Source organism: Enterobacter cloacae complex sp. 302F9, assembly GCF_050030335.1.
Lineage (GTDB): Bacteria > Pseudomonadota > Gammaproteobacteria > Enterobacterales > Enterobacteriaceae > Enterobacter > Enterobacter hormaechei_C.
Genome location: NZ_JBLGUC010000001.1, coordinates 2,009,412 through 2,022,712, shown reverse-complemented (window position 1 = coordinate 2,022,712; position 13,301 = coordinate 2,009,412). Strand labels below are relative to the sequence as shown.

At 54.2% G+C, this 13,301-nt stretch carries 12 protein-coding genes, 2 tRNA genes and 2 pseudogenes; 5 read left to right on the top strand and 11 right to left on the bottom strand.

The window, feature by feature from the left end:
- Window positions 1-49: 49 nt before the first annotated feature.
- A complete protein-coding gene (gene cfa / locus ACQG0T_RS09710; RefSeq protein WP_017384609.1) occupies window positions 50-1,198 on the top strand; it encodes a cyclopropane fatty acyl phospholipid synthase in 1,149 nt (382 codons plus the stop codon).
- 31 nt (window positions 1,199-1,229) lie between these two features.
- Here the strand turns inward: cfa and ACQG0T_RS09705 are convergent, their stop codons facing one another.
- Complete coding sequence (locus ACQG0T_RS09705; protein ID WP_017384610.1) at window positions 1,230-1,871, bottom strand: riboflavin synthase; 642 nt, start codon at window positions 1,869-1,871, stop codon at window positions 1,230-1,232.
- A 225-nt stretch (window positions 1,872-2,096) separates the two neighbouring features.
- On the opposite strand from ACQG0T_RS09705, the gene mdtK reads away from it, so the two are divergent.
- The 3 genes from mdtK (at window position 2,097) to ACQG0T_RS09690 (ending at window position 3,781) form a co-directional block, all read left to right on the top strand.
- The gene (mdtK, locus tag ACQG0T_RS09700) at window positions 2,097-3,470 is read left to right on the top strand and encodes an MdtK family multidrug efflux MATE transporter (RefSeq protein WP_017384611.1); all 1,374 of its coding nucleotides are present in this window, start codon (window positions 2,097-2,099) and stop codon (window positions 3,468-3,470) included.
- A 153-nt stretch (window positions 3,471-3,623) separates the two neighbouring features.
- A tRNA-Val gene (locus ACQG0T_RS09695) sits at window positions 3,624-3,700 on the top strand.
- Between the two features lie 4 nt (window positions 3,701-3,704).
- Window positions 3,705-3,781, top strand: a tRNA-Val gene (locus ACQG0T_RS09690).
- Between the two features lie 178 nt (window positions 3,782-3,959).
- On the opposite strand, the gene ACQG0T_RS09685 is transcribed toward ACQG0T_RS09690, so the two are convergent.
- From ACQG0T_RS09685 to tssB, 10 genes and pseudogenes are all read right to left on the bottom strand, one after another.
- Entirely contained in the window at window positions 3,960-4,430 is a 471-nt protein-coding gene (locus ACQG0T_RS09685; RefSeq protein WP_026080712.1) for an Hsp20 family protein, read from the bottom strand.
- A 171-nt stretch (window positions 4,431-4,601) separates the two neighbouring features.
- A complete protein-coding gene (glgS, locus tag ACQG0T_RS09680) occupies window positions 4,602-4,802 on the bottom strand; it encodes a cell surface composition regulator GlgS (RefSeq protein ID WP_023296382.1) in 201 nt (66 codons plus the stop codon).
- A 356-nt stretch (window positions 4,803-5,158) separates the two neighbouring features.
- The gene (locus tag ACQG0T_RS09675; protein WP_072203872.1) at window positions 5,159-5,554 is read right to left on the bottom strand and encodes a hypothetical protein; all 396 of its coding nucleotides are present in this window, start codon (window positions 5,552-5,554) and stop codon (window positions 5,159-5,161) included.
- A gap of 242 nt (window positions 5,555-5,796) precedes the next feature.
- Window positions 5,797-6,240: a type VI secretion system baseplate subunit TssE gene (gene tssE, locus ACQG0T_RS09670; protein WP_032103561.1), complete on the bottom strand. Its 444-nt coding sequence runs from the start codon at window positions 6,238-6,240 to the stop codon at window positions 5,797-5,799.
- The gene (tssJ, locus tag ACQG0T_RS09665; protein WP_172821116.1) at window positions 6,240-6,764 is read right to left on the bottom strand and encodes a type VI secretion system lipoprotein TssJ; all 525 of its coding nucleotides are present in this window, start codon (window positions 6,762-6,764) and stop codon (window positions 6,240-6,242) included. Before tssJ ends, tssE begins: the two co-directional genes overlap by 1 nt.
- A pseudogene (locus ACQG0T_RS09660) lies at window positions 6,745-7,218 on the bottom strand (type VI secretion system baseplate subunit TssG); the annotation flags it as partial. The gene tssJ and the pseudogene ACQG0T_RS09660, both read right to left, overlap by 20 nt.
- Window positions 7,215-7,694, bottom strand: a pseudogene (gene tssL / locus ACQG0T_RS09655) (type VI secretion system protein TssL, short form); the annotation flags it as partial. The pseudogenes tssL and ACQG0T_RS09660, both read right to left, overlap by 4 nt.
- Complete coding sequence (gene tssK, locus ACQG0T_RS09650; protein ID WP_271040719.1) at window positions 7,691-9,031, bottom strand: type VI secretion system baseplate subunit TssK; 1,341 nt, start codon at window positions 9,029-9,031, stop codon at window positions 7,691-7,693. The pseudogene tssL and the gene tssK, both read right to left, overlap by 4 nt.
- A 13-nt stretch (window positions 9,032-9,044) precedes the next feature.
- Window positions 9,045-10,580, bottom strand: coding sequence for a type VI secretion system contractile sheath large subunit (gene tssC, locus ACQG0T_RS09645; RefSeq protein ID WP_023296376.1), 1,536 nt, complete (start codon window positions 10,578-10,580; stop codon window positions 9,045-9,047).
- A 40-nt stretch (window positions 10,581-10,620) separates the two neighbouring features.
- Window positions 10,621-11,112 (bottom strand): type VI secretion system contractile sheath small subunit, encoded by a 492-nt coding sequence (gene tssB, locus ACQG0T_RS09640; RefSeq protein WP_271040718.1) that lies wholly within the window; start codon window positions 11,110-11,112, stop codon window positions 10,621-10,623.
- A 586-nt stretch (window positions 11,113-11,698) separates the two neighbouring features.
- Between tssB and ACQG0T_RS09635 the strand changes: the two genes are divergently transcribed.
- Window positions 11,699-13,294, top strand: coding sequence for an FAD-NAD(P)-binding protein (locus ACQG0T_RS09635; protein WP_023296375.1), 1,596 nt, complete (start codon window positions 11,699-11,701; stop codon window positions 13,292-13,294).
- Window positions 13,295-13,301 lie beyond the last annotated feature (7 nt).

Here is a 13,301-nt window from a genome sequence, read left to right as displayed (position 1 = left end):
CGTCTACGCTGTTTTAAGGTTTTGATCACAGCAAGGTGATGGAGAAGCTATGAGTTCATCGTGTATAGAAGAAGTCAGCGTTCCGGACGATAACTGGTCCCGGATCGTCAGTGAACTGTTGGGACGTGCGGGCATTACGATTAATGGCTCATCCCCCTCCGATCCCCAGATTAAGCATCCCGATTTTTTCAAACGCGTCTTACAGGAGGGATCGTTAGGGCTGGGTGAAAGCTATATGGACGGCTGGTGGGAGTGTGAGCGGCTGGATATGTTCTTCTCCAGCGTATTACGCGCCGGTCTAGAAAAACAGCTCCCTCGTCATTTCAAAGATACTTTACGTATCGCCTCCGCCCGCCTGTTCAATCTGCAAAGTAAAAAACGGGCGTGGATCGTCGGTAAAGAGCATTACGACCTGGGCAACGATCTGTTCAGCCGTATGCTCGATCCTTTAATGCAGTACTCCTGCGGATACTGGAAAAAAGCGACGACCCTGGAAGAGGCGCAGCAGGACAAGCTGCAACTGATCTGCGATAAATTGCAGTTACAGCCCGGTATGCGTGTGCTGGACATCGGCTGTGGCTGGGGTGGTCTTGCCTGGTTTATGGCGAAAAATTACGGCGTCAGCGTAGTCGGCGTCACGATTTCCGCTGAACAGCAGAAGATGGCGCAGGAACGCTGTCTGGGTCTGGATGTTGATATTCGGCTTCAGGACTACCGCGACCTGAACGAGCAGTTCGATCGCATTGTTTCCGTAGGTATGTTCGAGCACGTGGGGCCGAAGAACTACAAGACCTACTTCGAGGTCGCCGATCGTAACCTGAAGCCTGAGGGAATTTTCCTGCTACACACCATCGGCTCTAAACGCACCGATAACAATGTGGATCCCTGGATCAACAAATATATCTTCCCGAATGGCTGTTTACCCTCTGTTCGCCAGATTGCGAACGCCAGCGAACCGCATTTTATTGTGGAAGACTGGCATAACTTCGGCGCAGATTACGACACCACCCTGATGGCCTGGCATGAACGTTTCCAGGCTGCATGGCCTGAAATCGCCGACAACTATTCGGAACGATTCAAACGGATGTTTAGCTATTATCTGAATGCCTGTGCGGGCGCGTTCCGTGCGCGGGATATACAGCTGTGGCAGGTGGTGTTTAGTCGTGGGATTGAGCACGGTTTGCGTGTGGCTCGCTGAAAAAATAACCCCGGTTAACCGGGGTTATTTTTTATTCTTCTTCCACGGTTTTTATTATCGCCGCCTCTTTCGCCGCCAGTACGCGCTCAACGGTATCCACGACCGCCTGGGTCTGGGGATCAATTTCGATATTTACGCGCTGCCCCAGTTTTTTTGCGCCAAGCGTAGTACGTTGCAGCGTTTCAGGAATTAAATGCACGCAAAAACGCGTTGGCGTCACTTCACCGACGGTCAGACTAATCCCATCGATGCCAATAAATCCTTTATAAAGGATGTATTTCATTAATGACGGATCCTGCACCTTAAACCAGATTTGACGGTTATTTTCCGAGGTCACGATTTTCGCCACTTCTGCGGTGGTCATAATATGGCCCGACATCAGATGCCCGCCAATCTCATCGCTGAATTTCGCCGCGCGTTCCACGTTGACGATATCTCCCACCACCAGCTCACCCAGGTTAGTGATACGCAGCGTCTCTTTCATTAAATCAAAGCTAATCTGGTTACCGTTAATTTCGGTCACCGTCAGGCAGCAGCCGTTATGCGCTATCGACGCCCCGGTTTCAATGCCGTCGAGCATATATTCAGGCAGCTCAACTACGTGAGTGCGGAAATTCGGTTTTTCATCAATGGACACCACTTTGGCAGTGCCCTGCACAATACCAGTAAACATGCTTACAGCTCCTGTTCATTCCGAACGGCGATGACACCGTATAATCCCACCACAATAACAGTTGAAAAAACAGGTTGCCAGTGATGCGCAATTTCTGGCGATTTTTTCACTAGATAATTAGTTAAACCCCGCTACAATAGCTGGCATCCCTCTGTTTTTTCTTCTTGCTGCCAGTAACGGCGGCCTTTTTAGTCTCTCAAATAACTACAATACAAAGGTGTTCACGTGCAGAAGTATATGATCGAAGCGCGTCAGTTATTGGCACTGGCCATACCGGTGATCGTCGCGCAGGTAGCCCAAACCGCAATGGGATTTGTGGATACGGTAATGGCCGGTGGTTACAGCGCCACCGATATGGCCGCCGTGGCGATCGGAACCTCAATCTGGCTTCCGGCCATTCTTTTTGGTCACGGCCTGCTGCTGGCGCTGACGCCCGTTATCGCGCAGCTTAACGGCTCCGGTCGACGCGACCGCGTGGCCCATCAGGTGCGCCAGGGCTTCTGGCTGGCCGGGGGTGTCTCCGTCCTGATTATGATCGTCCTGTGGAACGCCGGGTATATTATTCGCGCCATGCATAATATCGACCCGGCGCTGGCGGATAAGGCGGTCGGTTATCTGCGCGCCCTGCTCTGGGGCGCGCCCGGCTATCTGTTCTTCCAGGTGGCACGTAACCAGTGTGAAGGGCTGGCAAAAACCAAGCCGGGCATGGTGATGGGCTTTATCGGCTTGCTGGTGAACATTCCCGTGAACTATATCTTCATTTACGGTCATTTTGGCATGCCGGAACTCGGCGGCGTGGGCTGCGGCGTGGCAACGGCTGCGGTGTACTGGGTGATGTTCGGCTGTATGCTCACCTACATTAAACATGCGCGATCCATGCGTGACATTCGTAACGACACCTCGTTCAGCGCACCTGACTGGACGCTCATGACCCGTCTCATTCAGCTGGGGTTACCCATTGCGCTGGCGCTGTTCTTCGAAGTGACGCTGTTTGCCGTCGTCGCCCTGCTGGTCTCGCCGTTAGGGATTATTGATGTCGCAGGACACCAGATCGCCCTGAACTTCAGCTCTTTGATGTTCGTCCTGCCGATGTCCCTGGCTGCCGCGGTGACGATTCGCGTGGGCTTCCGTCTGGGGCAAGGCTCGACGCTGGACGCGCAAACGGCAGCCCGCACCGGCCTCGGCGTCGGCGTCTGCATGGCAGTCTGTACCGCGCTCTTTACCGTGCTGTTGCGTGAGCAAATTGCCCTGCTCTATAACGACAACCCGGAGGTAGTGACCCTGGCCTCGCATCTGATGCTGCTGGCGGCCATTTATCAGATCTCTGACTCCATCCAGGTGATTGGCAGCGGCGTGCTGCGTGGGTATAAAGATACGCGTTCCATCTTCTTTATCACCTTTATCGCTTACTGGGTGCTGGGTCTGCCGTGCGGGTACATTCTGGCGCTCACGGATCTGGTGGTGGATCGCATGGGGCCAGCCGGATTCTGGATGGGCTTTATCATCGGCTTAACGTCTGCGGCCATTATGATGATGCTGCGTATGCGCTTCCTGCAACGTCAGCCGTCTGCGGTAATTTTGCAGCGCGCTGCACGTTAATAACACAGTAGCCGCCGCCTGGCGGCTACTTTCTCTTCACTTTGCGCGGTAATGAAGCAATCGCGTGAAATCAGAGAGAAAAATGCATTTTCCCTCTTGCCACCTTGGGGCTGTGCCGCTAATATTCGTCCCCGTTGTCACCGACAACACAATGCGTTCATAGCTCAGTTGGTTAGAGCACCACCTTGACATGGTGGGGGTCGTTGGTTCGAGTCCAATTGAACGCACCATTCTGCGTCTGTAGCTCAGTTGGTTAGAGCACCACCTTGACATGGTGGGGGTCGATGGTTCGAGTCCATTCAGACGCACCAATCTGTTTTCTCGCACATTTCATTCCCGTTCAGCCTCATGCAGAGGCAGCAAACCTTTTAAGCACATCGAAAGTGACCTCCAGCCCGCGCGTACCGGGAAAAGCGGAATGGCATAAGCCCCATCAGGTTAGCAAAACGCCCGGCGTTTGCCGGGCGTGAAAACAACGTCAATCAATGATTACGGCTTATGTTCAATCGCCGGGTTGTTGTTGATGGCGATGCGCTGCGGTTTCTCTTCTTCCGGGATATCCTGGTGTAATTCAATCGCCAGCAAGCCGTTTTCCAGCGAAGCGCCGGTTACTTTCACATGCTCCGGCAGACTATAGCTGGCCCGGAAGTCGCTGCGGCTGATACCCCGATGGATCCACCCTTCTTCGCCGTTTTCGGTTTTCTCTTCTTCACGTTTACCGCTGATATTCAGCTGACCGCCAACGGTTTCAATTTCCAGTTCGCTCTCTTTCCAGCCCGGCACGCTCAGCGTCAGTTCATAGCGGTTATCACCCACCCGCCGGATATTGTAAGAAGGCGTGGAGGGCAACGGCGTACTGCCGGTTAGCTGGCTAAAAAGGCGATCGATACGGTTAAAACGGTCCGCAAACAGAGAGTCGGAGAGATCGTTCAACATGGGAAAAGCTCTCAGAGTCATCATGTACCTCCTGAACAGTAAAAAAGAATATTCAAAAAGTTCATGTCTTACGGGCAGGTATTCCTTACCCGCTTTCTATATGAGGTTACCGCACAATATTTCAACCTCAGGAGCTGCAAAATGTAGCTGGAACCTAAAAAACGCAACGGGCCGTTAAGCCCGTTATTCGTTACATCATCGCAGTTCTATCACTCTCGCCCGCTCAGCCTGCTTTCGGTAGTGGTCATATCGCTCCCGGAACCATGCCTGCTGTTCATAACTCATATTGCCGGTCACGGCATCGATATCAACTGGCTGGCCCAGGGCGTACATACGGGCAAAACTGCGTGCCAGAAAATCAAAATTCTTTAATGCGTTTATATCTTGTCGCTTCATTAGCATATCCCTCCAGTCATTGTGATTACTGTTCAAGGTCATATGCTTTTCTGATCTCAGTATCCGCCTGAAAAAGATCGTTTTTTGAGCGATGCGTGCGCATCCATCTGCCAGTGTTCACATTTCAGGAACGACAAAACTCTTCAGCCCTGGTCATGATTTTCCCTCCCTTTTATCACTCATGCAGAAAGCATAAACGCCAGCCATGCAGTAAGTTCGCCATGTAGCCGGAAGGTGCGAACGGCATGCTTTAATGCCATACGCGGTTACAGGTCGTCCAGCGCGTGCAGGTGGGTTACCACCTGCACGCGTCTTATCAGTTCGAATAACAGACAAAGAACGTTTACACTGGCGGATTAATACTGATTTCCTGAACAAATGGGTAAATGGGTGAATCCGGGCTTGTTGGCCATATAGAGAGGGGCGCATGTAGGTTGCCGCGGTTGTGTATCGAACTGCGCATTGTTTTCTACAACACGCTGCTCCTGGCCTTTCACGGCTATTCTCTTTTTCGTCTGCGCTTTCCTGGCGGAGGGGGAGGGTTTTACCTGCGGGGGCGGTTCGGAGGCACCATAACCTGAACAGAATCGCTTCGACTGGCTCAAACTTCCGTCATTGCAGACAAAACGACCATCCGATGTACAGTGTGCTATGCCACCTTTTGAGCCCGAGCAGGGCTGTCTACCACGGGCGGCATCAGCCTGCATGTTAAAAAGTACACTGACCGTAAGAAGGAGAATTCTCATTTTCATATCTGTATCCATGATTGACGTCATCATGCTCAGGGTATATCCCCTCAGCCATTAACCTTTTCGCCAGATAAAATGCAATGACTCGCGGCGAAGAAATCAACTATTAATATTTCAGTACCCGCTACAGCATAAGTGCTACAATAAACCCTTGAAAAGTAAATCTTTAATGTGCCTTTTCTGATCAGGGTAAAATAAATGTCTGGTCGTTCATGTTGTCATAACTGTTTTAACCTGAGTAATGACTAGATGGCGGCTCGTGCATCGAGGTATTGCTGTTGTTTCAGATGACGGATTAATACCCTGCCCTCGGGCATAAATTCTGTGCCGTAGCGCACCAGCCCCACCCCCTTCAGCTCCGCGTCAATGGCGTAGCGGAGTTCACCGGGCTGAATCTGTTCCTGCATCACCACGTTAATCCGGCTCAGGCGCGGCTCGTATTTCAGCAACACGGCCGACAGTGTGGTAATCAGCTGGTGGGCTGTCCCGGGCATTCCCTGGAGGATTTTTGTCATATCCGGCAGGCCGTAGTCCGGCAGGTGGGCCAGCGTACCGGCGCGGCAGTTGAGGATGCGCTGCATGTTATCGAGTACTGATAAAATCAGCTGGTTCTCCTCACTGACGCTGTGCAGGTCAAGCCCGCCGGCGAAGTTACCGTACAGCATGTCATACAGAGACGGACGCGGCATCATTCCCCCTCCAGCGGTTTCAGCGTCAGACGATTATTACTGACTTCGATAACCCGCGCCTTATCCGGGTCAAGGTCGTCACGGGTCAGGGTAATACGCCAGGTATCGTTTACCTGGTCCGGTGCCATAAACATCCCCGCCACCGCCACAACCTGCGCGCTCTCTTCCATCGGCATATCCAGGGTCACCGATTCGCCAGGGCGCAGGCGGATATCCTTTTCCGCCACAAGATCGGCTTTAATGGCCTGACTGTCACTGGCGAACAGCGACGGATAGTCAGTACTGTCAAACGCCTTACGCTCTTTAAGCTGGTAAATTCGCACCACCGTTGCCAGCGATGCCCCCTTCGCGTTGTTGTTCACCCCTTCGCGCGCCTGAATATCCAGGTGAAGGGTTTTCACCTCTCTGTAAAAAATGGACTTCGTGACGGCGACGGTGCCGTCCGTCACTTTCTGCGTCAGGCCGCAGCCGGTTAACAGGGTCGCCAGAGAGAGTGCCAGCGCTTTACCAGCGGTAATCGCCATCTTCATCGTTCTTCCTTCGCTGAATGTTTTCCCGGACGCTCTGAAAGCGTCCAAGGTGAATGGTGATAATGTCGTTTCTGTTCTGTTGCGCATTTAGGGGACGCAGCACCGCCGTGCGCCCGACCTGCGCGGTCTGTTCCGCATTGCAGGACAGCCGCGCATCCGGCAGTAAATGCCGGGCAACGCATAACTGCATACGTACATCCAGGTGCGCGCCCAGCCACACGTGCAGCAGCGCCATCAGGTCGGCGTGCAGGTCGCCGCCCGGCAGCCAGCCCCGGACCTCTTCCGGGTTGTCCGTGCTCAGGCGCAACAGCACCTGGCCGTTCACATCCGTGGCATGCGTGCCCATCACCGGACGGTGCTTCAGGCTGACCGGCTGGCATGTACTCATCGCAACCGGCTGCTTCAGCGGGATACGGCAGCGGTCGTGGTGATACACCGTTGCGCGGGTACGCGCTCACTGAGCGCGCGCACCACATCCTCACGCCGCTCATCATCCTGCGTGCGGTACTGGCCGGTGAAGCCCAGTTGCAGAGTGCGGTACAGGCAGGTCAGCACCGCCACATCCGGCGCAGGTTCGCGCAGGGCCGTACGGATACGCTCCCATAGCTCTTCCCCTGCATTCAGGGTACGGAAAAACCGCGCCTGAAGTGGGTCTTTTCGCCACTGGCGGTAACCGTCATCCTGTTTATCCCGGTTCAGCACGCTCTCATCCATCAGGGCGCAGTACGCATACAGCATATGGTCGCAGGACGTGGTGCTGAACCCGGCTTCGTTCAGCGATTCACGCGCGGCGTTCACCCACCGGCAGGCCCGTCGGTACAGCGCTTCGCCGTCCTTTACCTCCTGGCCGCTGCGCAACTGGCTGACCAACAGCCAGCCCGGATAAAACGTTTTGTTTATCAGGTCAATGTCGGCATCGTTCATGAGCGCAGCACCGCAAACAGTTCAAGTTTCACCTCACCGAGGGAGCCCGGCGTATAGAAGGTACAGTTCCCGGCTTCCAGCATGGCACGAGCAGCATCGGTGGACAGATCCAGCGCGAAATACTGATTTTCCAGGCGCAGCGGGATGGCCGCCGGAACGTGACTCAGCGGTTTAATCACCATCCCGCTCAGGGCGATATTCACCACCTCAGAGACATCATCGTGGCTGCCCGCCTTGCACAGTTGCGGGAAGCGCGTCTGAAGTTCGTGGTTTGGCATGGCGGAGCGTACGGAGAGATAGAAATCGGCCCCTTCACGCAGCCGCGCGTCGTGCAGCTTCCCGCGCCAGATTTCCCGGTCTTCGCCCTGTTTCAGTTCAATAGCGATCACGCGCGACGGCAGGCTGGCTTCAAGGAGACTATCAAGCAGGGTAAACAGCGGCGGGAACACCGTTTCCGGCGCGTCATGCCGATAGGGGGGAATGGCGTCCACATCATGTTCAAGTGAAAAGGTCAGCAGGCTGCCGGCAAGGCGGGCCAGCTCGCGGTACAGCAGTTCCGGATGGCGGGACGGCGCCTGGTGCAGCTCCGTCAGTACCGGCTCAACGCTGTTGAGGGCGTTCAGCAACCAGAACAGTGATACATCGGCCACCGCGAAGTCCGCCATCCGCTCGTTGCTTTCACGGCGCATTGCCATCAGGCGCTTACGCCGGGCCGCAAGGCGGTGCAGCAAATCACTCAGTTCGCTGAGCAGTAACGGGCTGGCAGACAAAGAGAGCAGCGGCGGAATAAAGCTCCGCTCCAGTACCCACTGCCCCTGCGCGTTTCGCATCAGTCTCGCCACCGGGCAGGTAAGCCAGGCGCTGTTTTCCTGCGTCGACAGCCGCAGCGTCAGAGCATGACGAAGTACCGTCAGTTCACTGCGCTCATGCCCGGCCAGTTCCTGCACCGTCACCCGTTCAGACTGCCAGCGGCGCGGACGGGCACTGTCCCGCCCGTCATCCAGATTACCGCCGTTGGCGCTGAGGAGTGGCAGACACAGCAGCACTTCAACTGCATCACTCCCCGCCGTTGATAAATCACATACCGGCGGCAGGTTATCCGCCAGATCTGTGTCCACCAGCGTACCATCCGCAAAGCGCACGCAAAGCCGGGTGGCATTCAGCCGTGAAAGGGCCAGCGCGCCTTCGTCGAACTCCGCGCACAGCACACCCCACGGGTGCGCCAGCGCCATCCGGGCCACAGTGTCGGCCACATGTGCATCCCAGCGGGCCTGCTGCTGGAACTGCTGCGGGGCCAGGAAGGCCCCGTCTTCCCATAACGGACGATAAATTTTCATCCCTGCTACCGCCTTACGCTTTCGCTTTCGGCATCTGGCTCACCAGAGACAGGTTCACATCCATGCCTTCCACCTGGAAGTGCGGTACCGCAAACAGCTTCACGCGGAAGAAACCCGGGTTGTCTTCGATATCTTCCACCACCACCTTCGCGTCACGCAGCGGATGAGATGCCTGCAACTCATCGCCCGGATCGGTCATTTCCGTCACCAGACTACGCACCCAGGTATTCAGCTCCAGCTCCAGCAGACGGCGGTCCTTGGTGGTGCCGATGTTCTCGCGCTGGATGAGCTTCAGATAGTGCGCAATACGCGACAGCAGGAAGATGTACGGCAGACGTGCGTTGATGCGGCTGTTGGCCGTGGCATCCGCAGTGTCATACAGTGCCGGTTTCTGCGTGGAGTTCGCCGAGAAGAAGCAGGCATAGTCGCGGTTTTTGTAATACGAGAGCGGGATAAAGCCGAGGTTGGCGAACTCAAACTCGCGGGTCTCCGGGATCATCACCTCAGACGGGATTTTCACCTGGTTGCCGGTACCCAGATCGTACAGATGAATAGGCAGGTCTTTCACCGCCCCGCCCGCCTGCGGGCCACGGATCTGCACGCACCAGCCGTTATTGATGAAGCTCTTCACCATGTTTGACGCGAAGGAGAACGACGCGCTGGTCCACAGGTATTTCTCGTGATCCGGGCCTTTCACCTGCTCAACGTAGTTAAAGCTGCGTACAGGTACGGTGTCCGGGCCATACGGCAGACGCCCCAGCACGCGCGGCATCACGAGGCCGATGTAGCGGGCGTCGTCGGTGTCGCGGAACGATTTCCACTTGATGTACTCCGCGCGGTCGAAGTAGTTGCCGATATCCTTAATTGCAGCCACCTCTTCCATGGAGTCTTTCAGGAAGAATTTCGGACCGACAGAGCCAATAAACGGCATATGTGCGGCAGCTGACACTTTAGAGATGTTGCGCAGCAGCGCCACATCCTGCGGGCTGGCGTCAAATTCATAGGATGAAATCACGGAGCCAATCGGCTCGCCGCCCGGGGTGTCGTATTCGGCGGTATAGGTGTGCCAGTAGAGGCCGCTCTGGATAAGTTCCGGCGCGTCTTCAAAGTCCTGACGCAGATCTTCTTTCGACACATCCAGAATTTCGGTTTTCACGTTCTGGCGGTAGTCGGTGCTGTCCACCAGCTGCTTCAGGCCACGCCACAGGGACTCCACCTTCTGGAACTCCTGGTGATGCATTACGGCATCCAGCTGACGGCTGATCTGGAAATCCAGCTCAGCGATATGGTGGTCAATCAGCGTTTTGTCGAGCTTCTCCACCGGCTGACCGGATTTGCGGATGCAGTCCATAAACACCTGCATCGCCGCCGTCAGGCGTTCACCCGCCGGAGCGTCAGAAAGCGCGGCGTCATCCAGAAACGCATTGATATCCCCCAGGCTGGAGGCCGGGGTCAGGTTGATTTTTTCAAACAGGGAGGCGTAAACGCCCTCTTTTTCCAGTACGGTGGTCTGCCCCTGCGCGGAGGCGGTTTCAGTATTCACAGACATCAGCATATTCCCGGTTAATCCATTAAATTACACATGCCGCTTATTTCGGGGCCAGTGCACTCATTTCGTCGCGTAATTCCTGAGACAGCGCCGGGTCTTTAAGAATTTTCTCGAGTTCTTTTCTGAAAGTGGCGTTATCAAGAAGATTGGATTTGAGATCGCGTAATAAATTACGCATGGCCAGCATGGCGCGGAGCTGGGGGATCTGGCGGGCAACCTGTTCAGGTTCGAAATCCTTAATATCGGAGAAATTCAGTTTTATGCTTTCTTCCGAACCATCCCCGGCCATTGTGTTAGGAACCGTCAGATTCACTTCCGGGTTAAATTCCGAAAGTACGCTGTTGAAGTTATTTTTATTGACGTTAATTTTCTCCCTTTCAGATAATGGGCGATTCTCTTTTCCATTACTGAAATCACCGACGGTGAGGAGTTTAAGCGGCAGTTCGGTTTTCTTCTGCGCGCCACCTGTATGCAGAGCCAGCTTTAAGTTTATGCGTGCCTTGGGCACCTCATTCTGGAATGAATCGGCCATAGCAGTTCCTTTCTTTAAAAGAAATAAATGTTAAGTGAGTGACGTTTCTTTACAAAACCATATTAGAGCAAAAGCCCATTCAAAATCAACTTATCAGATCAAAGATCTACCATTGGACTTTTCTTAAGAATTTTATGCCAGGCAGAGTAAAAAAAGAACGCCGCGTAGCGTCTGCCGAAACGCCCTCGCGACCCTGACAGAAAGGTTGTTTTAAAGGCTGGAAACCTTATTATTTTATTACTTTACAGAAGGAGTGGATTAGTCCAATGCTGGATTATTCCATCACTCACAGTTATAAAAATAAGGATAATATTGGCCCCACTATATATTTAAATACCCTATCTCTTTTTTAACCCCCATTACATACAGATAATCGTTAAACCTGGGACCAAACAGTCTTTCCTTTCAGAAATCAGGCAGAATCATATCTAATCAGCCAGGGTCAATTGCACTTAACTTTTCCATAAGTTCAGGAAGAGGGGCAACATCCCCTCTTCTAAACGTCTTAATTTCTCCCTTCATTGAATGACTTAGCCTTTCTCCTGCTACGCTTGTTTTATGGTTCAGAAACGCAGGAACGCTTTCGATGAAAAAAATCGCTATTATCGGCTCAGGCCCAACAGGGATTTACACCTTTTACTCACTTCTTAACAACGCAGCGCCGCTTTCGATCACCGTGTTCGAAAAGGCAGACCAACCCGGTGTCGGGATGCCCTACAGCGACGAGGATAATTCCCGGCTGATGCTGGCGAACATCGCCAGTATCGAAATTCCACCCATTTTTATTACCTACCTCGACTGGCTCAAACAGCAGAGTGCGGCCCATCTTGCCCGCTATAACGTCGACAGTGAGAAACTGCACGACCGGCAATTCCTGCCGCGTATTCTGTTGGGTGAATATTTTCACGATCGGTTTCTTGCCGTCGTTGCTGAGGCGAAAAAGTCGGGCTTTCATGTCGAGGTGCACCCCAACGCAGAAGTCACGGATATTAAGGCTGATGCAGACGGCGTGGCCCTTTCAGTGAACGATGCCCCTTTCTCAAGGCGGTTTGATCTTGCGGTAGTCGCCACCGGCCACGTCTGGCCTGATGAAGATGAAACCACCCGCGCATATTTCCCAAGCCCATGGTCAGGGCTGATGGACGCGGAGATCCGAGCCTGTGAGGTGGGGATCATGGGTACTTCCCTCAGCGGCCTGGACGCTGCAATGGCGGTTGTGATGCAGCATGGCCGGTTTAGCGGGGAGCAGTTCGTTGTCAATAAAGGCAGCGAAGGGCTAAAAATCACGCTGATGTCCCGCACGGGCGTTCTGCCGGAGGCCGACTTTTACTGCCCTATCCCTTATGAACCGCTGTCCGTGTTAACGGAGTCTGTGGCGGAAAGTGAAATCGCCAAAGGCCCGGACGGGCTGCTTGACCGCATCTTTGCGCTGATGGTGAAAGAGCTCGAGCTGGCCGATCCGCGCTGGTGCCAGGCGATATCGCTCGGTACGCTGAATGCCGACACGCTTCGTGATGTCTGGTTTGAGGATCGTAAAAAGCATGGTCCTTTCACCTGGGCCGAAGCGAATCTGAAAGAAGTGGAGCGCAACAAGCGCGAAAAACGCACCGTTGCCTGGCGCTATACCGTGCTTCGTCTGCATGAAGTGGTTCAGGCCATCGTCCCTTCACTCAGTGAGCATGACAGAGAGCGGTTTAAATCCGGGCTGGAGCGTGTGTTTATCGATAATTATGCCGCCATTCCACCGCAGTCTATCCGCCGTTTACTGGCGCTGCGCGAGGCAGGGATCATTAGCGTGGTCGCACTCGGTGATAATTACGACCTGGATATCGGCAGCGATCAGACCGTCATCACCACGGCAGAAAAGCGTTACCGCTTCGACGTGTTTATTGATGCGCGCGGGCAAAAGCCACTCAGAAACAAGGACATTCCCTTCCCCACCCTGCGTAAACAGCTTGCGGAAACCGGCGATGACGTCCCGGACGTGGGGGAAGACTATACGTTGCTGGCGCCTGCATCACTACGGGGGCGCATCGCTTTTGGGGCGATCCCCTGGCTGATGCACGATCATCCCTTTGTTCAGGGTTTGTCTGAGTGCGCTGAAATTGGTAAAGCGATGGCGAAAGCGGCTGGAAAACCTGCGTCGGGCGTGCGAAGGAAGTTACCATTCATGGAATTTTAACAGAGCT